The organism is Streptomyces sp. NPDC048417 (assembly GCF_040651615.1).
GTDB lineage: Bacteria > Actinomycetota > Actinomycetes > Streptomycetales > Streptomycetaceae > Streptomyces.
This window is the reverse complement of sequence record NZ_JBEZKI010000011.1, coordinates 283,952-303,344: the sequence shown is the minus strand read 5'-3', so window position 1 is coordinate 303,344 and position 19,393 is coordinate 283,952. Positions and strand designations below refer to the sequence as shown.

Sequence of the window (19,393 nt, the reverse complement as noted above, 5' to 3'; positions counted from 1 at the left end):
AGCCCAAGTACATCCAGTACGACGACTTCCGGCCGGCACACCGAGAGCACGCACCGGACGCCGCTCCTTGACGGGCAAACGTTGCCTGCCGCGGCGCTAGCTTCCCACCGTCGGTTTCCAGTCCTCGGCGAGCAGGCCCAGGAGTACCTCGTCCAGGAACTCGCCCATCACCCAGGCCGCGGAGCGCAGTACGCCCTCGCGGACGAAGCCGTTGCGTTCGGCGGAGCGGAGCATCGCGGTGTTGTCCGCCAGCGTCTCGATCTGCAGCCGGTGCAGGCCGCGCACGACGAAGCCGTAGTGGCACAGCACGGCGACCACGTCGGTGCCGTAGCCCTTGCCGCGGGCGGACGCCAGCAGCCCCAGCCCGACGTGCGCGGACCGGTTGTGGGTGTCGATGCCCCACAGCACCGCGCTGCCGACCAGCGTGCCGCCGTCCAGCTCCACCACGGAGAACGGGACGTGCCCCTGCTCCTCGTCGTCCACCACGAACTGCGCGGCCTTCGAGCCGGGCGTGATCGGCCGCCACGGCCGGCCCTGGGCCCGCGCGTGGTTGACCACGTCGTCGTGGAGCTCGGCCTGCAGGACCGGGATGTCCGCCTCGTGCCGGGCCCTGAGCCCGACCTTGCTACCCCTCAGCATGCGAGTTTCCTATCCGAGCGGGCCGACCGGCGGCAAGCCGATATGAGGGCGGGGCCCCGAGGGCGGCGCGGGGAACGCCGTCGGCTGTGTGCCGGCCCACCGCACCTGTGAGTCGGACACGCCACCTGTGGATCGCCGTGCGCCTCCCTGATGGACCGCCGCCGGCTGCCAGGATGATGCGCCATGACGGCAGGGTGGTGTGCGCGCACGTTACGGGCCGCGGTGTTCGCGGCCGTCTGCGTGCTGCTCGCCGCCCTGGGCCACGTCATGATGTCCGGCGCCCCGGTGCCCGGCTGGGCACTGGCGGCCGGCCTCCTGGCCACCGGCGCCCTGGGCTGGCCCCTGGCCACACGTGAACGCGGGCTGCCGCTGGTCGTGTCCGCCGCGGTCGGCGCCCAGACGGCCCTGCACAGCGGCTTCTCCACGGCCCAGACGGTCTCGTCCCAGCAGGTCCCCATGGCCGCCACTCATATGGACATGGCCGGCGACATGGCCGGCATGCACATGGGTCCCACCCACCTGGCCCCTGTCGCGTACCTGGGCTTCGGCACCGGCGGCACGGCCTCCACCGGCATGCTCGTCGCCCACCTCCTCGCCGCGCTGCTGTGCGGACTCTGGCTCGGCCACGGCGAACGGGCCGCCTTCCGCATCCTGCGAGCCGCCGCCGGCCGCCTCACCGCACCACTGCGCCTGCTCCTCGCCCTGCCCGCCGCACCCGAGCGGCCGCGCCCCCGCCCGCTGCGCCGCCACTCGGGCCGGGCGCCGCGGCTGCTGCTCCTCGTCCACGCGATCACTTCCCGGGGTCCGCCCGTGCGGACGGCTGTCGCCTGACGACAGCCGGTGTTCCGGGGCCGCCCGTGCGCGCCCCGGACGAACACGGCGGCCGTACGCCCGTGCACGCACCGCAGGGCCGGCCGTCTCCCCCTCTCACCTTTCTCACAAGGACACCGAGTGATCACTTCCGTCCTGCCCGCACGCCCCGCGCCGCACGAGAAACGCGACGAGTCGATCACGGCCTGGGCGCTGGCGGCCCGTTCCGGAGACACGGTCGCCGTGGACGCGTTCGTCCGGGCCCTCCACCGCGACGTGCTGCGGTACGTCGCCCATCTGTGCGCCGACCCGCAGGCCGTCGACGACCTCGCCCAGGACACGTTCCTGCGCGCGCTGGGCAGCCTGCACCGCTTCGAGGGCCGCTGTTCGGCCCGGTCCTGGCTGCTGTCGATCGCCCGCCGGGCGGTCGTGGACAGCCATCGGTACGCCGCCGCCCGGCCGCGCCCGGCGGACGTCCCCGACTGGCAGCTCGCCGTCGAGCGGGCCCAGCCGTCCGGGCTGCCCGGCTTCGACGACGGGGTCGCGCTGCTCGATCTGCTGGCGGCGCTGCCCGACGAGCGGCGGGAGGCGTTCGTCCTCACCCAGCTGGTCGGGCTGCCGTACGCGGAGGCCGCCGAGGTCAGCGACTGTCCCGTGGGCACGGTCCGGTCCCGGGTGGCGCGGGCCCGCGAGGCGCTCCAGGATCAGCTGGCCTGAGGCGCGTCGGGGGATTCTCCGAACGCCTTGAGGATCCGCTCGGCGGCCAGCGTCGCCGTCAACGTGCCGTCCCTGACCTGCCGTTCGAGTTCGGGGGCGGCCGCGCGCACCGCCGGATGGGCGGACAGCCGGCCGAGCAGCTCGTCCCGCACCATCGACCAGGTCCAGCCGACCTGCTGCTCGCGGCGCTTCTCGGCGAGCCGCCCGGTGGAGTCGAGCAGCGCCCGGTGCTGCTCAAGGCGCTCCCAGACGACATCCAGCCCCGTCGACTCCCGGGCGCTGCAACTCAGCACCGGCGGCGTCCAGAACGCGTCCCTGCCGTGCATCAGCCGCAGCGCGCCCGCCAGCTCCCGTGCCGCGGACCGCGCGTCGCGCTCGTGCGGGCCGTCCGCCTTGTTGACGGCGATGACGTCGGCCAGCTCCAGGACGCCCTTCTTGATGCCCTGGAGCTGATCGCCGGTGCGGGCCAGGCTGAGCAGCAGGAAGGAGTCGACCATGTCGGCGACCGCGGTCTCGGACTGCCCGACGCCGACGGTCTCCACCAGGATCACGTCGTACCCGGCGGCCTCCATGACCACCATCGACTCCCGGGTCGCCTTGGCGACCCCGCCGAGGGTGCCCGCGCTGGGGGAGGGGCGGACGAAGGCGTCCGGGTCGACCGACAGCCGCTCCATCCGCGTCTTGTCGCCGAGGATCGAACCTCCGGTCCGGGTGGACGACGGGTCCACGGCGAGCACGGCGACCCGGTGGCCGAGCCCGGTCAGTATGGTCCCGAACGCGTCGATGAACGTCGACTTGCCCACGCCCGGCACCCCGCTGATGCCGATCCGCCGCGCCCGGCCGCTGTGCGGAAGCAGCTCGGTGAGCAACTCCTGGGCCAGCACCCGGTGCCCGGGCCGGGTGGACTCGACGAGGGTGATCGCGCGGGCGATGACCGCGCGCTTCTGGTCGAGCACACCCTTCACGTAGGCGTCGACATCGATCACAGGTCGTGCCCGAGATCCGCCGACAGCCGCTTCACCAGGTCGTAGGCCGCGTCCGGGATCACCGTCCCGGGCGGGAACACGGCCGTGGCGCCCATCTCCAGGAGGGTCGGCACGTCCTGCGGCGGGATAACCCCGCCGACCACGATCATGATGTCCGCCCGGCCCTCCTCGGCGAGCTTCTCGCGCAGCGCCGGTACGAGGGTGAGGTGGCCGGCTGCCAGCGAGGAGACGCCGACCACGTGGACGTCCGCCTCCACCGCCTGGCGGGCGACCTCCTCCGGGGTCTGGAACAGCGGGCCGACGTCGACGTCGAAGCCGAGGTCGGCGAAGGCGGTGGCGATCACCTTCTGGCCGCGGTCGTGGCCGTCCTGGCCCATCTTGGCGACCAGGATGCGCGGGCGGCGCCCCTCGGCCTCGTCGAAGGTGTCGACCAGGGCCCGGGTGCGGTCCACGTTCGGGGACTCGCCGGCTTCGTTGCGGTACACACCGGAGATCGTACGGATCTGGCTGGCGTGCCGACCGTACACCTTCTCCAGGGCGTCGGAGATCTCGCCGACGGTCGCCTTGGCGCGGGCCGCGTTCACCGCCAGCTCCAGCAGGTTGCCCTCGCCGTCGGCCGCCCGGGTCAGCGCGTCGAGCGCGGCCCGGCACTCGACGTCGTCGCGCTCCGCCCGCAGCCGCCGCAGCTTCTCGATCTGCTGGGTGCGCACCGAGGAGTTGTCGACCTTGAGCACCTCGATCTGCTCGTCGCTGTCCACCCGGTACTTGTTGACGCCGATCACCGGCTGCCGCCCGGAGTCGATCCGGGCCTGCGTCCGCGCGGCCGCCTCCTCCACGCGCAGCTTCGGGATACCGGCGTCGATGGCCTGCGCCATACCGCCGGCCTGCTCGACCTCCTGGATGTGCGCCCAGGCCTTGCGGGCGAGGTCGTAGGTCAGCCGCTCCACGTAGGCGCTGCCGCCCCAGGGGTCGATGACCCTCGTCGTCCCCGACTCCTGCTGGATCAGCAGCTGGGTGTTGCGGGCGATGCGCGCCGAGAAGTCGGTGGGCAGCGCGAGCGCCTCGTCCAGGGCGTTGGTGTGCAGCGACTGGGTGTGCCCCTGGGTCGCCGCCATCGCCTCCACGGCCGTACGGGTGACGTTGTTGAAGACGTCCTGCGCGGTCAGCGACCAACCCGAGGTCTGCGAATGGGTGCGCAGGGAGAGGGACTTGGTGTTCTTCGGCTCGAACTGCGCGACCAGCTTGGCCCACAGGAGCCGGGCCGCCCGCATCTTGGCGATCTCCATGAAGAAGTTCATGCCGATCGCCCAGAAGAAGGAGAGACGGGGCGCGAACGCGTCCACGTCCAGGCCGACTTCGCGTCCCGCCCGGATGTACTCGACGCCGTCGGCGAGGGTGTACGCCAGCTCCAGGTCGGCCGTGGCACCGGCTTCCTGGATGTGGTAGCCGGAGATGGAGATCGAGTTGTAGCGGGGCATCCGCTGCGAGGTGTACGCGAAGATGTCGGAGATGATCCGCATCGACGGCTTCGGCGGATAGATGTAGGTGTTGCGGACCATGAACTCCTTGAGGATGTCGTTCTGGATGGTCCCGGCCAGCTTCTCGGGCGGTACGCCCTGTTCCTCCGCCGCCACGATGTAGAGCGCGAGGACCGGCAGCACGGCGCCGTTCATCGTCATCGACACGGTCATCTTGTCCAACGGGATGCCGTCGAACAGCTGGCGCATGTCGTAGATGGAGTCGATGGCCACGCCCGCCATGCCGACGTCACCGGTCACCCGCGGGTGGTCGCTGTCGTACCCCCGGTGGGTGGGCAGGTCGAAGGCGACCGACAGGCCCTTCTGGCCGGCCGCGAGGTTGCGCCGGTAGAAGGCGTTGGACTCCTCGGCGGTGGAGAAGCCCGCGTACTGGCGGATGGTCCAGGGCTGGTTGACGTACATCGTCGGGTAGGGGCCGCGCAGATACGGCGCGATGCCCGGGTACGTCCCGAGGAAGTCCAGGCCCTCCAGGTCACGGCCGGTGTAGAGCGGCTTGACCCCGATGCCCTCCGGGGTCTCCCAGACCGGGGCCTCGCCGCCGGTGGCGTGCTTGACGGCCGTACGCCACTGAGCGTCACCGCCTTCGGCGACGGGGGTCCCCAGCTCGATGCCGGAGAAGTCGGGGATTCCCATCAGGACACTCCCATGCGGTCAAGGGTCTCGGACAGCACGGCCACGGCGTCGCAGCCCGCGAAGACGTGACCGTCGACGCCGGCGTACTCGCCCCGGCCCGCGAGGAACACGTGCCCGGCACCGGCCGCCTTCAGCGACCGGACCGTCGGCTCGGCCTGTTCGGCGTAGAGCGCGTCGCTGGAGCAGAGCACCGCCTCGGTGGCGCCGCTCTCCTCGAAGCTGCCATCGGTGACGGTTTCGATGCCGCCGGCCTGGAAGAGATTGGCGGCGAAACCGGCGCGGGCGGTGTAGGCGCCGGCCGGGCCGATCGTCGCCAGGTAGATCCGGGGGCGGCCGCCGGTCGCCGCGAGGTGCGCGTCCGAGCGGGCGCGCAGCTCCTCGTACGCCTCGTCCCGGCGTACCCGGGGAAGCCCGCCGGACGGCGGCTCGGGGGCGGGTTCGCGCACCGGCGGCTTCTCGGCCAGGAGCGGGAACTCGCTGACCCCGGTGATGGGTTCGCGTCGCTTGGCGAGCTTCTTGGAGCGCTCCGCCCAGGTCGTCGCGAGGTCCGTGCGCAGTCGGCCGGAGCGCAGCACGGCCGCCTGGCCGCCGTCCCGCTCGATCGACCGGAAGAACTCCCAGCCCGCGTGGGCGAGTTCGTCGGTGAGCCGCTCCACGTACCAGGAGCCGCCCGCCGGGTCGATGACCCGGGCCAGGTGCGACTCCTCGACCAGGATCGTCGAGGTGTTGCGGGCGATGCGGCGGGCGAAAGCGTCGGGCAGGCCGAGCGCGTGGTCGAACGGCAGCACGGTGACCGCGTCGGCGCCGCCCACTCCGGCGGCGAGCGTGGCGACCGTGGTGCGCAGCATGTTCACCCACGGGTCGCGGCGGCTCATCATCACCGGCGAGGTGACCGCGTGCTGCACCTGGGCGCCCGCGTCGGCCGCCCCGCTGACCTCGGCGACCCGCGCCCACAGCCGGCGCGCCGCGCGCAGCTTGGCGATCGTCAGGAACTGGTCGGCGGTCGCCGCGTACCGGAACTCCAGCTGCCCGAGGGCCTGTTCGACGCCCATCCCGGCCTCGGTCAGCCCCCGGAGGTAGGCCACCCCGGTGGCCAGCGAGACGCCCAGTTCCTGCCCGGCCGAGCCGCCCGCCTCGTGGTACGGCAGCGCGTCCACGGTCAGTGCGCGCAGCCCCGGGAACTCCTCGGCGCACCGTCGCGCCAGCCCGGCGACCGGGGCGAAGTCCAGGCACTCACCGGTACGCGCCTCGAAGCCGAGCGGGTCGGCGCCCAGGTTGCCGCGTACGGCCTTGGGATCGACGCCCCTCTCGTCGTACAGCCGGAACAGCTCGGCGGCCGCCGCCGGCACCTCGCGGCCGGCGTCGAGGACGACCGGGGCCAGGTCCAGGTAGACGCCGTCGAGGGCGCGGGCGAGGCCGGACACGGGGATACCGCCCTGGCCGACCAGCAGCCAGAGCGAGGTGACGCCGTTCTCCAGATCGGTCAGGACCGCGCCGTCGGGAGCGGCCGCGTGCCGCTGCCTTATGTCCCAGCCGCCCGCGGTGCCGCCCTCGGGGCGGCCGCCGCGCACATACGGCGCGAAGCCGGGCAGGCCGGGCTCGGGCGCCGTGTCGCGCGCGGTGTAGAGGGGACGGGTACGCAGCCCGTCCTCCAGCGTCGTGGACAGAGCGTCCTCAGCGGCCTCGCCCGAGACGTCCCTGCCCGACTTGCGCAGCACACCCGCCACGAGGTGTTGCCACTGCTCGTGTGTCGCGTCAGGGAACTCGGCGGCCAGTGAGAGCCCGTCGTCAGGCAGGACCGTCATGCTCGGATGCTAGGGCAGAGCGCTGAAGCCGCACGGATGACGGGGCTGTGACCTTGCCCTCTCCGTGGTTGTGACCTGAGCCTCCCGCGGGTGAAGTGACCGGATTCGCGCCGTCAGTACGGGTCGTCCGCGAGCTCCGGCATCAACGCGCACAGGGCCTCGCGCTGCTCCGGTCCGATGACGTGGGCGAACGCCTGTCCGACCGTCTCGGCGAGGGCGGCGGAGGCGTCCCTGAGGAGGCCCCGGGCCTTGTCGGTCAGGGCGACCTCGATGCCCCGCTTGTCGTCGCAGACGGCCTTGCGGGTGACCAGACCGGCGTGCTGGAGGCAGGCGATCTGGTAGGTGAGGCGGGTCTTGGGGCGGCCCAGCAGCGCGGCGATCCGGGTCATCCGCAGCCCCTCGCGCGGCTGCTCGGCCAGCAGGCACAGGATCAGGAACTCGTCGTGCGAGACGTCCAGCGCCCCCTTCACGACCGACCGCAGCCGCTGCTCCACCGCCCCCGTCGCGGCCAGCAGCAGCATCCAGGCGCGCAGCTCGTCCGGGAGCAGCCCACCGCCCGCGCGGGACGGGCATTCGGGCAGCTCTGCGGGGTGTTCCTGGGCGGCGGCCATGACATCGAGTCTACCTGTTGTTCAAATTTGGATATTGGGTTAGCGTGAGGTCATCCAAATTTGAACCATCAATTGATCGGAGCACGGCCATGACCGTCACCGTGGAAACCGGCCTCTGGCAGCTCGACCCGACCGCCTCCACCGTCGCCGTCCGGCACAAGTCGGTATGGGGTCTGGTCACCGTCAAGGGCACCTTCACGGGCGTCACCGGCCGGGGCGAAGTGGCCGCCGACGGCACCGCCACCGGCACGCTGGCGATCGACGCGGCTTCGCTGGACACCAAGAACAAGAAGCGGGACGACCACCTGCGCTCGGCCGACTTCTTCGACGCGGCCAACCACCCGGAGATCACCTTCGCGGTGCGCGGTGCCGAGCGGCAGGCGGGTGACGTGGTGCGCGTCGACGGTCAGCTGACCGTCCGGGGCGTCAGCAGGCCGCAGCAGGTCACTGCGAAGCTGGTCTCGGCCGACGCCGACGGGCTGACGCTGGAGGCGGAGTTCACGGTGGCGCGCGAGGAGTTCGGGGTCACCTTCAACCAGATGCGCATGATGGGCGGCCCGACCACGGTGACCGCCACCCTCCGCTTCACCCGCGCGGCCGCCTGACCGGCCCTGCCGCGTCCTGCGGGGTCGCGCGTGGGCGGCTCTACTGGCCGACCGTCCTGCGCAGGGTGACGTACTGGCTGGACAACGTCTGCGGATCCGCCGTGAAGGCGCGCAGCCGGATCCGGGTGCTCGGCTTGGCGGGAACACCGAACCGGCCGTTCGGCGGCCGGAGTTCGACGCTCGCCGTGCCGTGCCCGGGAATCGTCGCCGGACCCCGCACCAGCAGCCAGTACCTGCTCATGCCCTGGCCGGTGGTCAGCGTGTAGTGAGGGGTGAGCGGGGCACTCCCCGTGTTCACCACCTTCAGCGTCATCGCCCGGACCACCGCGGCCGACCGCTCGGCGCGGCGCACGGCGGTGACCTCCATCCGCAGCGGCGGCCTGCCGGACACCGCGAGGGCCGCGCTCACCAGCGCCGGGACGAACAGCAGGACGACCGTCGCGACCAGGACGGGCCGGCGGCGGGGGCCGGTCAGGAAGGCCGGACGTGGCTGCCAGGCGCGCTCGAACTCCGACAGGGGCGCGGTGACGGCGGCCGCCAGCCACAGCGGGGTCATCAGCAGGTAGTAGCCGTCCTGGGAGCGGGTCGCCAGGAAGAAGGCGAGCCAGGGCAGCACGGTCGCGACCGGGCCGAGGCGCCGTACGAACAGCACGAACAGGGCGAGCAGGGCCGCCGCGAGCAGCATGCTGGCATGCGAGTACCAGGCGATGCGGTCGCTGCCGTTCGTGAAGTACAGCGTGACGTCCACCAGACCCTGGCCGTGCACCACGGCGCCCTGGGTCAGCGGCAGCGCGATCCCGCCCAGCCAGCGGCCGGGCTCGGACATGATGAAGTACGTGTTGATCAGCAGCCAGACGGTGACGGCGACGCCGACGATCCGCAGGACCAGCAGCGCGGCGGCCCGGCCGCCCAACTCCCCGCGTCGCACCGCGTAGATCCCGGCCAGCAGGAACGGCGTGACGAACCACGGCAGTTGCTGCGCCGCGCACGCGGCACCCAGACACGCGGCCCGGGCGATCCCGGCCGTGCCCAGCCGGCCGCCCGCACCGATCCGCGGCCAGCGCACCACGACCGGGATCAGCAGGGCCAGTCCGATGACCGCCGGGTAGCCGACCCGGGCGTACGTCGACAGGAAACCGAACCCCAGGCAGGCCAGCGTCGCCGCGGACCGCCACGGCACCGGGAGCATCCGCCACAGGGTGACCGTGCCGGCGATCAGCGCACCCGTGCACACCGCGGTCGCCGGGGCGCCGGAATGGCCCAGCCACAGCAGCGGGACGGTGAGCAGCGGGGCCAGCGGGGGATAGCCGTATGTGTAGTCGTAGCCGCCGCCTATCGTCGGCGTGACGGCGATGCCGGTGCCGTGGAACAGCCAGGGCCAGGGCTGTCCGTAGACGGCGTGACCGGCGACGATTTCCCTGGCGGCCTGGGTGGTGAGGACGCCCTCGTCGCCGCCGTTGTGGTTCAGCGCCCAGGCGCACAGGGCGAGGGTCACCGCCGTGACCAGGACCAGCAGGTCGAGGCGGGCCAGCGACCGGGTCCTGCGGACCGTCAGCGTCAGTACGCCGGTCACCAGGATCGAGGCGTAGCAGACGGAGATCAGGGCCGCCAGGACCAGGTGGTGCGTGGCCGCCTGCGTCCACACCGACCGGGTGCCGATGAACAGACCGATGTCGGCGAGGAGGGTCAGAACGCGATGCCAGGGGGCGATGACTCCGGGACCTTCGGGATCTCGGGGATCCCCCGGGGCGGCGGACACCGCCGACTGTGTCCGCCGGTCGGGTGTCACCTGTTGTGTTTCTGCCAAGTGCACGCACCGGACGCTAATCCCGGGTGGTGAGCGGGGCGCCGCAGGAGGAGAAGAGTCCGGTGTGAGGGCGGTAAGAAGCCCCCAATGCGCGGCAATCGCCCTAATAGTGACAAGATCGCTTGTTCCACGCATGAGTGCCCACAGTCGTTCGCGCTTCGTGTCGCTGTTGGGCTGAACGGGTGACTTGGCGTAAGAATTGGCTGGTGCAGGCATCGAGTGCGAGTCAGGTCAGGGGGAGCCGGTGAGCCGTTACGACGTCACCGATGAACAGTGGGAGGGGCTCGCCCAGGTCGTGCCGCTGCGGGGCCGTGACGCGTGGCCGTCGGCAGTGGGCCACCGGTCGCTGCCGGACGCGGAGACCGAGACGCGGCGCCGGTTCGTCGTGCTGCGGGTGAACGTCTTCGCCGACGCGCGTGAGGTGGCCGAGACGCTGATGGCGGGGATACCGGTACTGCTCGACCTGACCGGGGCGGAGACGGAGACCGCCAAGCGCGTCCTCGACTTCAGCACGGGCGTGGTCTTCGGCCTGGCCAGCGGGATGCACCGGGTGGACCGCAACGTCTTCCTCCTCACCCCGCCCGGCACGGAGGTCAGCGGGCTGATGGAGGGCGCGGGGGTCTCGGGCGGCTGAGGCCCCGGCCGACGGACGAGACACACCCGCCCGAACCCGCCTTCTTGCCGGAGGGACGGTACGGCTTCTTGCCGGAGGGACGGTACGGCCGACGTTTTGCGGAGTGGGTGGCGGCCGACGGGGTCTCTTTGGCGGAGGGGTTGCAGCCGGCGGGGTCTTCTCGGTCGAGGGTGTGGCGGTCGCTGCGGCCTTCTTGGTTGAGGGTGCGGTGGGGATCTGCGGGTCGGTGGTCGGTGGTCGGTGTGTCGGTCATGGGTAAGTGCGCCCTCGTCCCCCGATCGTAGGAAGGTCCCGACGGCGGAACGGTTCACCGGTCACCCGGAGCCCTACGGTCCGCATATGGCCGTGCCCTCCGCCTCGCCCGCGTCCCGCCCCGCTCCGTCCGCCGGTTCCGCCCCAGGCGATACGCCGACGCCACGTGAAGCCGCGCTACCACCGGCACCACCGGCACCACCGATCGCCCCGACGACCCCTGACGGCCCTCCACCCGAACGCCTGGAGGGCCCTCCACTGAAACGCCCCGACGGGCCTCTACTGAAACGCCCCGACGGCCCTCCACTGAAACGCCCCGACGGGCCCCGCTCCGCGAGGCCCGCCGAACCGCGGGAGACGGTCCCCCGCGCCCGGTCGGCCCCCCGTGCGACACCGCCGACCGCGGGGACCGCCGGTCCGCGCAGGGCGACATCGGCCGCCCACCCGGTCGGCGCCCCCTCCGTCCCTCCCGTCCCCACGGCCCCCGTGGCCACGCCCCGGCGCGACCCTCGTCCCCGGGTCACCGAGCTTCGGCTCTCTGCCTTCGCGCGGCATCGTGGGGCGAGTTTTCCGTTCGGGCGGGTCACGCTTCTCGTCGGCCCCAGCGGCAGTGGGAAGTCCGCAGTGCTCGCGGCCTACGAGGCGCTGGCGCGGCTGGGGGGTGGGGCCTCGGTCGCGGAGGTGTTTCCCGATCCCGTCGCGTTGGTGCCGGAGCGGGCGCGGCCCGACGCACAGCGGCGGCGGGGGTTTCGCATCGGGTGTACGGCCGACGGTGCCGAAGGGCCCGTGCGGCTCGACGTCGCCGTGCAGGCCGAGCCCGAACTCCGGATCGTCGGCGAGCGGTTGACCGCCGGCGGCCTCGTGCTGCTGGAGACCGCCCTGCGCGACCCAGGGCGTCGGACCGTGCAGGCCGCCTGGCACACCGCGGGCAGCTCCCCGGTGACCCGGGCCCCGCTGCCCGACGACCGGCTCGGTACCGCCCTGCTGCCGCTGCGCGTCGCCGGGAAGACCGACGGCCAGCGCCAGGTACTCGCCGCCGCCGAGCAGATGGTCGTCGCCCTGCGGTCCGTGTTCGCCTGCGACCCGCGCCCCGAGGGTATGCGCACCCCCGTCCTCACCGGCTCGGGCCGGCTGCTGCGCGGTTGCGACAACCTCGCCGACGTCCTGTGGCGCACCCGTTCCGAATGCGGCCGCCGGCACGGACTGCTCGTCGACGCGGTACGCACCGGCTGCGCCGGCCCCGTGACCGATCTGCTCGCCGAGCCGCTCGGCGACGGCACGGTACGGGCGCTGCTCGACCGCGGCGACGGCCACCGCTCGGAGCTGGCGCGGCTCGGCGACGGCGAGCTGCGCTACCTCGCCCTCGCCCTGGTCCTCTTCACCGGCCCCGGCGTCCTGGAGGTCGACGCACCCGGCGAGGTCCCCGACGCCATGCGCAGCCTCACCGTCCTCGCCGACGGCTTCGACCGCTGCCTCGACCCCCGCCAGCGTGCCGAACTCCTGCGCACCGCCGCCTTGATGGGCGAGCGCGGCCACATCCGCTTCGTCGGCGCGGTGAGCGACGCGGCCTGGGCCTCCGAAGCGGGGGCGATCACAGTGGTACACCTGGACGCGTGAGCGACGAAGAACCCCTCGACGTGGCGAAGCTCCAGCACCGGCTGGCCGAGTTCGCCGCCGCCCGTGACTGGCAGCAGTACCACACGCCCAAGAACCTGGTGGCGGCCCTCAGCGTGGAGGCCTCCGAACTGGTCGAGATCTTCCAGTGGTTGACCCCGGAGGAGTCCGTCCGGGTGATGGACGACCCCGACACCGCGCACAAGGTCACGGACGAGGTCGCCGACGTCCTGTCGTATCTGCTCCAGCTCTGCGGGGTCCTGGACATCGACCCGCTGGCCGCGCTGGACGCGAAGATCGAACGCAACGAGAAGCGGTTCCCGCCCGCCTGACGCAGGGCCATGGGGTCGATTCGGTACTCCGATGTAACGCTCGGTAGCCAAAGCCCCGCCCGAATCCGAATTGTTGTCCACAGATTTCCCTCTTCCCCTGGCCCTGCGTCTCATATGCCCTCACTCTGGGTAGTGAACTACTGAGTGCTGCAAGGCAGTTCGGACCGACGGGGACGGGGCGACGGATGGACGCGATGCGGCTCATCATGGCGAGCAGACGGGCGCTGGCGAGCGGTGCGGGCGTACCGGAGATGATGACCGAGGTGTGGCAGGCACAGGCCCTGGCCCAGGCGATCGGCAGCCGGCTGGCGGTGTCCGGCCCGCCCGAACTGCGCGGCGAGGCCCTCGGCCTGACCGAGCTGGCGGGCCGGGGCTGCGGGATCCTGGGCGCCCCTGACCTGGACCCCGGCACCCTGCGTGCCGCCCAGCTCACCGAACTGGACGACGCCCGTGCCACGCTTCTCTCCCTCGGCGGCCTCCTGGCCGAGGTCGGCATCACCCTGGTCGGCATGGCCAGCGCCGCCGCCGACGAGGCGACGTACTGGCAGTGCATGGAGGCCATCGACGCGGCCGACGAGTCCCGCGACCGCGTCCTGGAGATGCTGCGCAAACTGGCGGCACGAGAGGAAGTCCGCGACGGCTAGGAGGCCCTAGCCCAGGTCGGCCTCTTCCTTCGGGGCCCGCCGCAGATCCGCGTCCAATGCGGACCACTCCATCGAGCGCATGAAGGCCAAGAAGGAGGCAAACCGCTGGGCGGGCGTACACCACGGTGGGCCCCGCACCTTCGGGTTCAAGGCCGTTGAGTCCACCGTCAAGGGCCAGGCCCCCCCAGGTGCCGCGCGTCGACCCCCGTGAGGCGAAGCTGATTCGCGAGGCCGCCGACGCGGTGCTGGCCCGCGCCGCCGACCCGGAGACCGGCGCAACCCTGACGGGCATCTGCCGAGCATGGAACACTCGAGGGATCACCAGCCCGCGCGGCAAGCCGTGGGTCATCCAGACGCTTCGTTCCGTGCTGCTCTCGCCCCGGATCGCCGGACGCGTCGCACACAAGGGCGAGGACGTGGGCCCGGCGCAGCGGGACGCGATCGTCGACCACGACACGTGGCTCGCGCTGCGCACCGTGCTGACCGACCCGGCCCGCAGCGCGCACCTCGCCAGTGCCGACGCTCGGGCTCCCAAGTACCTGGGCGCCGGGCTGTACCGGTGCGGCCGTCCCGGCTGCGGCGAGCGGCACCCTGACCGTCTCGGACATGGACACGTGGCAGGAGATCTCCCGCACGTGGCAGGTCCGGCTCCGGCTACCGGACGGCCGGGAGGGCGAGTTCTCGGTACCGGGCGGGGCGGGGAGTCCTCTGCTGCCCGCGACGTTCCGTATTGAGCGCAGCGACGGCGAGGTCTTCTGACTCCAGCAACGCACCCTGTCCAGCACGGTGGTGGCCGCGACCGACGGCCTGAACGAGGCGGACCGGGCCGCCGTGGAGACGTGGCCGCTGGAGCTGCGCGCCCGGTTGTACGACCACGCCCTGACGCGGCAGATCCTGCCCTGGCGGGACGGCTGAGCGGGGCTTGTGCGAATCGTGGGTACTGCGGCCCGTCCGCCTGTGTTTCCCGGGCAGGCCGGCGGGCCGCGATCATGTTCCGATTAGCGAGAGTAAATCGACATCGCCCCAGGTCAGGCGCCTTGTGATTCCTCAGGCGGAAAACCCGCTTCAATCCTCAGGTCGGACAGATCCGCGTTCAACGCCGCCATGAGCTCCTCCATCTGCTGGAGCAGCCCCTTCGGCCGGCCGGTGGGGCCACCCTGCTGTGGAACGGACTCTTCGGACAAGACGGCCTCCTCGGCCCCCCGGCCCACCGCAGGCGGGCCTCACAACGACGCGCGACGGCGAGGACCGTCCGGCGCGGGTGCCGGACGGCCCGGCTCCCCCCGGCCAACGATCACTGCGGAGGCCGGTCACTGGCCCGCCGCGCCCAGCGCCCCGCCGTCGACGATATTCACCCTGGCCGGGGATGCGCGCGACGGCCGGTGCCGATGCGGTCGACGGGACCACGGCCGTGCAGGATGGACGCATGGACCTTCGCATCTTCACCGAGCCCCAGCAGGGCGCGAGCTACGACACCCTCCTCACCGTCGCCAAGGCCACCGAGGACCTCGGCTTCGACGCCTTCTTCCGCTCGGACCACTATCTGAAGATGGGTGACGTGGACGGCCTGCCCGGCCCCACCGACGCCTGGATCACCCTGGCCGGCCTCGCCCGCGAGACCAAGCGGATCCGCCTCGGCACCCTCATGACCGCGGGCACCTTCCGGCTGCCCGGCGTGCTCGCCATCCAGGTCGCGCAGGTCGACCAGATGTCCGGCGGCCGGGTCGAACTCGGCCTCGGCGCGGGCTGGTTCGAGGAGGAGCACAAGGCGTACGGCATCCCCTTCCCGAAGGAGAAGTTCGGCCGCCTGGAGGAGCAGCTGGCGATCGTCACCGGGCTGTGGGAGACCAAGCTCGGTGAGACCTTCGACTTCCACGGCACCTACTACGACCTCACGGACTCGCCCGCGCTGCCCAAGCCCGCCCAGGCGCGGATCCCGGTGCTGATCGGCGGCCACGGAGCCACCCGCACCCCGAAGCTGACCGCCCGGTACGCCGACGAGTTCAACATGCCGTTCGCCTCGATCGAGGACAGCGCGGCCCAGTTCGGCCGGGTGCGTGCCGCCGCCGAGGGGGCCGGCCGCAAGGGGGACGACCTGACGTACTCCAACGCCCTCGTGGTCTGCGTCGGCAAGGACGACCAGGAGATCGCCCGCCGCGCCGCCGCGATCGGCCGCGAGGTCGACGAGCTGAAGACCAACGGTCTGGCCGGCACCCCGGCCGAGGTCGTCGACAAGATCGGCCGCTATGCGGAGATCGGCTCGCAGCGCTTCTACCTCCAGATCCTCGACCTGTCCGACCTGGACCACCTGGAGCTGATCTCCGCCCAGGTCCAGTCGCAGCTGTCGTAACCCTCCCGGCATCCCGGCCTTGCGCCCCCGACCCCTCCCGGGCCGGGGGCGGTTGCTTTCCGGAGCCGTCGATATTTCCGACACCGACCGTAAGAAAAAATTGCACCCGCCCAATTCAGGGCCTTCCGGGCCGTAATGCCGAGGGGTTAGCGGTGGAATTGCGGGAGCGAGTCGCCGGTGCCGTACTTTCCTGCTCCAACCGGTTTTTACATTCTCGTTTCCTGGGGCCTTTGACAACCCGGTGTGCCAGTTTCTATTCTCGGCGGGTATTCAGAGCTCCGGCGCCGTGGCTCTCGGTACTGACCTGGTCGGTGGGGGACGATGTACAGGTACTTGCTCTATCGGTGTTCCGGAACGCTCGATTTCTCTTTCCGAGGTTCCGCCGTGTTGCCCTGCAGAAGTCTCTGAGGCCGGGCGCGCTTCCGGTGTGGTTTCCCGGAGTTTTTTCCTGCCCGGTTTCCCCGGCTGACCTGCCCGGTTTCCTCAGCTGAACGGTGTGCCGTGCGGCCCTGCCCGGCACGCCGTACGCCATTCGATCCGCCGTACTGCCACGGCATACCCGGCCACTACCCGCGGCCGCCGCCCGCCCTGGCCGCCACCCGTCCACGGCCACCACACCCCGGCCATCGACGCGACAGGAAGAGAAGGCATCGCCATGACCACAGCCGTATCGACCACACGGACCATCGTGGACCTGCTGCGCGACGCCGCCCGGAACCACGCCACATCCGGGCTGCGCTACCCCCGGACCGCGACCGACCCCGACGCGTCCTTCCAGACCTATCCCGAACTCCTCGACGCGGCCCGCTCCGTGCTCGGCGGGCTGCGTGACCGCGGGCTCACCGCCGGGGACAAGGCCGTACTCCTCCTGGAGCGGCCGAAGGAGTTCCTCGCCGCGTTCTGGGCCTGCCAACTGGGCGGTTTCGTGCCCTGCCCGATGGCCGCGCTCGGCGGCGACCCGGAGCGCTGGGCCGCCCAGCTCGCCCATGTCGACACCCTCCTCGACCACCCGCTGGTCGTCACCAGCGAGACCCTCGCCGCCGAACTCCCGCGCACCGAGGGCCTGTCGGTCGTCGCACTGGAGGAGCTGTACGCCGAGCCCGCCGACGCCTTCCACGAGGCCGATCCGAAGGACACCGCCGTCCTGGTGCTGACCTCCGGCTCCACCGGCAACTCCAAGGCCGTGATGCTCTCGCACGGCAACCTGCTCGCCTCCATGGCCGGCAAGAACGGCTACCACCGGCTGACCGCCGCGGACACCACCCTCAACTGGGTCTCCTTCGACCACGTCGCCGCCCTGCTGGAGTGCCACATGCTGCCGCTGTCCGCGGGCAGCACCCAGCTGCACGTCGAGGCACCCGTCGTCCTCCAGGAGCCGCTCAACTTCCTGCGGCTCATATCGGGCTTCGGCGTCACCATGACCTTCACCCCCAACTTCCTGCTGGGGCTGATCAATCCGCAGGCCGACCGCCTCGACGAGGAGGACGGCCGGGACCTCGACCTGTCCCGGCTGCGGCACATCATCAGCGGCGGCGAGGCCGTCGTCCGCACCACCGGCGAGACCTTCCTCAGCCGCTTCGCCCCCTACGGCCTGCGCCCCGACGCCCTCTGGCCCGCCTTCGGCATGTCCGAGACCTGCGCCGGCAGCATCTACTCCACCGAGTTCCCGGCCGCCGACCAGGGCCAGGAGTTCGCCAACCTGGGCCGGCCCGTGGAGGGGCTGCGCATCCGGATCGCCGACGAGGAGGACCATCGCGAGCTGGCCGAGGGGGAGGTGGGCGAGCTCCAGCTCAACGGCCCGATGATCACGGCCGGTTACCACAACAACGAGCAGGCCACCCGGGACGCCTTCACCCCCGACGGCTGGTTCCGCAGCGGCGACCTCGGCCGCATCGACGAGGGCCGGCTCACCCTCGTCGGGCGCAGCAAGGACAGCATCATCGTCAACGGCGTCAACTACTTCAGCCACGACATCGAGTCGGTGCTCGAAGGCCTCGACGACGTGGCCCGCTCCTACGTCGCCGCCTTCCCGACCCGCGCTCCCGGCAGCGACACCGAGCAACTGGTCATCGCCTTCCACGCGGAGTGCGCCGACGGCGACGAACTCGCCCTGTACCGGGTGCTGACCGCCGTCCGCAGCAGCGTCGTGATGCACTGGGGCTTCCGGCCCGCCCTCATCCTGCCGCTGCCCGCGGACGCCTTCCCCAAGACCAGCCTCGGCAAGATCCAGCGCTCGCTCATGCGCAAGCGCCTGGAAGCGGGCGCCTACGACGAGGTCCGGTCCGCCGTCGACGACCTGGTGCTGCGCAGGCTCGGCGGCTACAACGCGCCCGAGGGCGACACCGAGACGGTCCTCGCCGGCATCTACGCCGAGATGTTCGACACCGACCCGCGGAAGCTGAGCGCCACCGCCAACTTCTTCGACCTCGGCGGCACCTCGCTGGACATACTGCGGCTGCGCTCCCTGGTCGCCCAGCGCCTCGGCGCCGCCGATCTGCAGATCATCACCGTGCTGCGGTCCCCGACCGTCCGCGCCCTCGCCGCCCACCTCGACGGCACCGCGAGCGGCGAGCAGGAGTACGACCCGATCGTGCCCATGCAGGTCAACGGCGGCAAGACCCCGCTGTTCTGCGTCCACCCGGGCGTCGGCGAGGTCCTCGTCTTCGTCAACCTCGCCAAGTACTTCGTCGGCGACCGGCCCTTCTACGCCCTGCGCGCCCGCGGCTTCAACCCGGGCGAGACCCCCTTCGAGAGCTTCGCCGAGATGGTCGACACGTACGTACGGGCGATCCGCGCACGGCAGCCGCACGGCCCGTACGCCGTGGCCGGGTACTCCTACGGCGGTGCCGTCGCCTTCGAGATCGCCAAGGTGCTCCAGGACCAGGGCGAACGCGTCGACTTCGTCGGCAGCTTCAACCTGCCCCCGCACATCAAGTACCGCATGGAGGAGCTCGACTTCGTCGAGACCGCCGCCAACCTCGCCTTCTTCCTGGAGCTGATCGACAAGAAGCAGTCCCTCGAACTCCCGGCGAAACTGCGCCACCTGGAGAGGAACGAGCAGCTGGCGTACCTCATCGACCACGCGCCCGAGGGCCGGCTCGCCGAACTCGACCTGACCTTCGAGAAGTTCCGGGCCTGGGCCGAACTCGCCGACGGCCTCACCAACCTGGGCCGCAGCTACGCACCCGGCGGCAAGGTCCGCTCGATGAGCGTCTTCTACGCCATCCCGCTGCGCGGCACCAAGGAGGACTGGCTCGCCAACGAACTGCGCCGCTGGGACGAGCACACCACGGAGGAGAACCGCTACATCGACGTACCCGGCGAGCACTACACCCTGATGGGCCCGCAGCACGTGGCCACCTTCCAGTCCATCCTCCGCAAGGAACTCGACCGCGCCCTCGGCGACGCCTGATCAC

Annotated in this window: 18 protein-coding genes; 11 read left to right on the top strand and 7 right to left on the bottom strand. The window is 71.7% G+C overall.

The features are described from left to right. Positions 1-96 precede the first annotated feature (96 nt). Positions 97-639, bottom strand: a complete 543-nt coding sequence (locus AB0D59_RS19815) for a GNAT family protein (RefSeq protein WP_362566615.1) — start codon at positions 637-639, stop codon at positions 97-99. A 183-nt stretch (positions 640-822) separates the two neighbouring features. On the opposite strand from AB0D59_RS19815, the gene AB0D59_RS19810 reads away from it, so the two are divergent. Together AB0D59_RS19810 and AB0D59_RS19805 are read left to right on the top strand one after the other, a co-directional pair. Beyond that, entirely contained in the window at positions 823-1,470 is a 648-nt protein-coding gene (locus AB0D59_RS19810) for a hypothetical protein (protein WP_362566613.1), read from the top strand. 120 nt (positions 1,471-1,590) lie between these two features. Continuing rightward, positions 1,591-2,166 carry a sigma-70 family RNA polymerase sigma factor gene (locus AB0D59_RS19805; protein ID WP_362566610.1) on the top strand — a complete coding sequence of 192 codons (576 nt, stop codon included), beginning with the start codon at positions 1,591-1,593 and terminating at the stop codon, positions 2,164-2,166. Here the strand turns inward: AB0D59_RS19805 and meaB are convergent. The 4 genes from meaB to AB0D59_RS19785 form a co-directional block, all read right to left on the bottom strand. Further along, positions 2,154-3,152 carry a methylmalonyl Co-A mutase-associated GTPase MeaB gene (gene meaB / locus AB0D59_RS19800; RefSeq protein WP_362566608.1) on the bottom strand — a complete coding sequence of 333 codons (999 nt, stop codon included), beginning with the start codon at positions 3,150-3,152 and terminating at the stop codon, positions 2,154-2,156. The two genes, AB0D59_RS19805 and meaB, sit on opposite strands and share 13 nt — an antisense overlap. Continuing rightward, a complete protein-coding gene (gene scpA / locus AB0D59_RS19795) occupies positions 3,149-5,323 on the bottom strand; it encodes a methylmalonyl-CoA mutase (protein WP_362566605.1) in 2,175 nt (724 codons plus the stop codon). The genes meaB and scpA overlap by 4 nt, the downstream gene beginning before the upstream one ends. Then, a complete protein-coding gene (locus AB0D59_RS19790; protein ID WP_362566602.1) occupies positions 5,323-7,128 on the bottom strand; it encodes a methylmalonyl-CoA mutase family protein in 1,806 nt (601 codons plus the stop codon). The genes scpA and AB0D59_RS19790 overlap by 1 nt, the downstream gene beginning before the upstream one ends. Positions 7,129-7,241: 113 nt before the next feature. Beyond that, on the bottom strand, positions 7,242-7,739 hold the full coding sequence (locus tag AB0D59_RS19785; protein WP_362566600.1) for a MarR family transcriptional regulator: 498 nt from the start codon (positions 7,737-7,739) through the stop codon (positions 7,242-7,244). Positions 7,740-7,828: 89 nt separating this feature from the next. Here AB0D59_RS19785 and AB0D59_RS19780 point away from each other — a divergent pair, with 89 nt between their 5' ends. Continuing rightward, on the top strand, positions 7,829-8,344 hold the full coding sequence (locus AB0D59_RS19780) for a YceI family protein (RefSeq protein WP_362566597.1): 516 nt from the start codon (positions 7,829-7,831) through the stop codon (positions 8,342-8,344). 40 nt (positions 8,345-8,384) lie between these two features. On the opposite strand, the gene AB0D59_RS19775 is transcribed toward AB0D59_RS19780, so the two are convergent. Beyond that, positions 8,385-10,103 (bottom strand): hypothetical protein, encoded by a 1,719-nt coding sequence (locus AB0D59_RS19775; RefSeq protein WP_362566660.1) that lies wholly within the window; start codon positions 10,101-10,103, stop codon positions 8,385-8,387. A 292-nt stretch (positions 10,104-10,395) separates the two neighbouring features. Here AB0D59_RS19775 and AB0D59_RS19770 point away from each other — a divergent pair, with 292 nt between their 5' ends. The 6 genes from AB0D59_RS19770 (at position 10,396) to AB0D59_RS19745 (ending at position 14,542) form a co-directional block, all read left to right on the top strand. Beyond that, on the top strand, positions 10,396-10,785 hold the full coding sequence (locus AB0D59_RS19770) for a cell division protein SepF (RefSeq protein WP_351713306.1): 390 nt from the start codon (positions 10,396-10,398) through the stop codon (positions 10,783-10,785). 738 nt (positions 10,786-11,523) lie between these two features. After that, complete coding sequence (locus tag AB0D59_RS19765) at positions 11,524-12,654, top strand: ATP-binding protein (RefSeq protein WP_362566594.1); 1,131 nt, start codon at positions 11,524-11,526, stop codon at positions 12,652-12,654. After that, positions 12,651-12,983, top strand: coding sequence for a nucleotide pyrophosphohydrolase (locus AB0D59_RS19760; RefSeq protein ID WP_362566591.1), 333 nt, complete (start codon positions 12,651-12,653; stop codon positions 12,981-12,983). The genes AB0D59_RS19765 and AB0D59_RS19760 overlap by 4 nt, the downstream gene beginning before the upstream one ends. A 185-nt stretch (positions 12,984-13,168) precedes the next feature. Then, positions 13,169-13,627, top strand: a complete 459-nt coding sequence (locus tag AB0D59_RS19755) for a DUF6099 family protein (protein WP_351728820.1) — start codon at positions 13,169-13,171, stop codon at positions 13,625-13,627. A gap of 188 nt (positions 13,628-13,815) precedes the next feature. After that, entirely contained in the window at positions 13,816-14,361 is a 546-nt protein-coding gene (locus tag AB0D59_RS19750; RefSeq protein WP_362566588.1) for a recombinase family protein, read from the top strand. A 52-nt stretch (positions 14,362-14,413) separates the two neighbouring features. After that, entirely contained in the window at positions 14,414-14,542 is a 129-nt protein-coding gene (locus AB0D59_RS19745; RefSeq protein ID WP_362566585.1) for a hypothetical protein, read from the top strand. Positions 14,543-14,655: 113 nt separating this feature from the next. On the opposite strand, the gene AB0D59_RS19740 is transcribed toward AB0D59_RS19745, so the two are convergent. Continuing rightward, positions 14,656-14,811, bottom strand: coding sequence for a hypothetical protein (locus tag AB0D59_RS19740; RefSeq protein WP_362566583.1), 156 nt, complete (start codon positions 14,809-14,811; stop codon positions 14,656-14,658). Positions 14,812-15,053: 242 nt separating this feature from the next. Here AB0D59_RS19740 and AB0D59_RS19735 point away from each other — a divergent pair, with 242 nt between their 5' ends. Further along, positions 15,054-15,977, top strand: a complete 924-nt coding sequence (locus AB0D59_RS19735) for an LLM class F420-dependent oxidoreductase (protein WP_362566581.1) — start codon at positions 15,054-15,056, stop codon at positions 15,975-15,977. A 655-nt stretch (positions 15,978-16,632) separates the two neighbouring features. Then, positions 16,633-19,389 carry a non-ribosomal peptide synthetase gene (locus AB0D59_RS19730; protein WP_362566578.1) on the top strand — a complete coding sequence of 919 codons (2,757 nt, stop codon included), beginning with the start codon at positions 16,633-16,635 and terminating at the stop codon, positions 19,387-19,389. Positions 19,390-19,393: the final 4 nt, after the last annotated feature.

Excerpts from the sequence above, each read along its gene's own strand:
- AB0D59_RS19815 (WP_362566615.1), bottom strand. The coding sequence starts at position 639 with ATGCTGAGGGGTAGCAAGGTCGGGCTCAGGGCCCGGCACGAGGCGGAC.
- AB0D59_RS19810 (WP_362566613.1), top strand. The coding sequence starts at position 823 with ATGACGGCAGGGTGGTGTGCGCGCACGTTACGGGCCGCGGTGTTCGCG.
- scpA (WP_362566605.1), bottom strand. The coding sequence starts at position 5,323 with ATGGGAATCCCCGACTTCTCCGGCATCGAGCTGGGGACCCCCGTCGCC.
- AB0D59_RS19790 (WP_362566602.1), bottom strand. The coding sequence starts at position 7,128 with ATGACGGTCCTGCCTGACGACGGGCTCTCACTGGCCGCCGAGTTCCCT.
- AB0D59_RS19785 (WP_362566600.1), bottom strand. The coding sequence starts at position 7,739 with ATGGCCGCCGCCCAGGAACACCCCGCAGAGCTGCCCGAATGCCCGTCC.
- AB0D59_RS19780 (WP_362566597.1), top strand. The coding sequence starts at position 7,829 with ATGACCGTCACCGTGGAAACCGGCCTCTGGCAGCTCGACCCGACCGCC.
- AB0D59_RS19755 (WP_351728820.1), top strand. The coding sequence starts at position 13,169 with ATGGACGCGATGCGGCTCATCATGGCGAGCAGACGGGCGCTGGCGAGC.
- AB0D59_RS19735 (WP_362566581.1), top strand. The coding sequence starts at position 15,054 with ATGGACCTTCGCATCTTCACCGAGCCCCAGCAGGGCGCGAGCTACGAC.
- AB0D59_RS19730 (WP_362566578.1), top strand. The coding sequence starts at position 16,633 with ATGACCACAGCCGTATCGACCACACGGACCATCGTGGACCTGCTGCGC.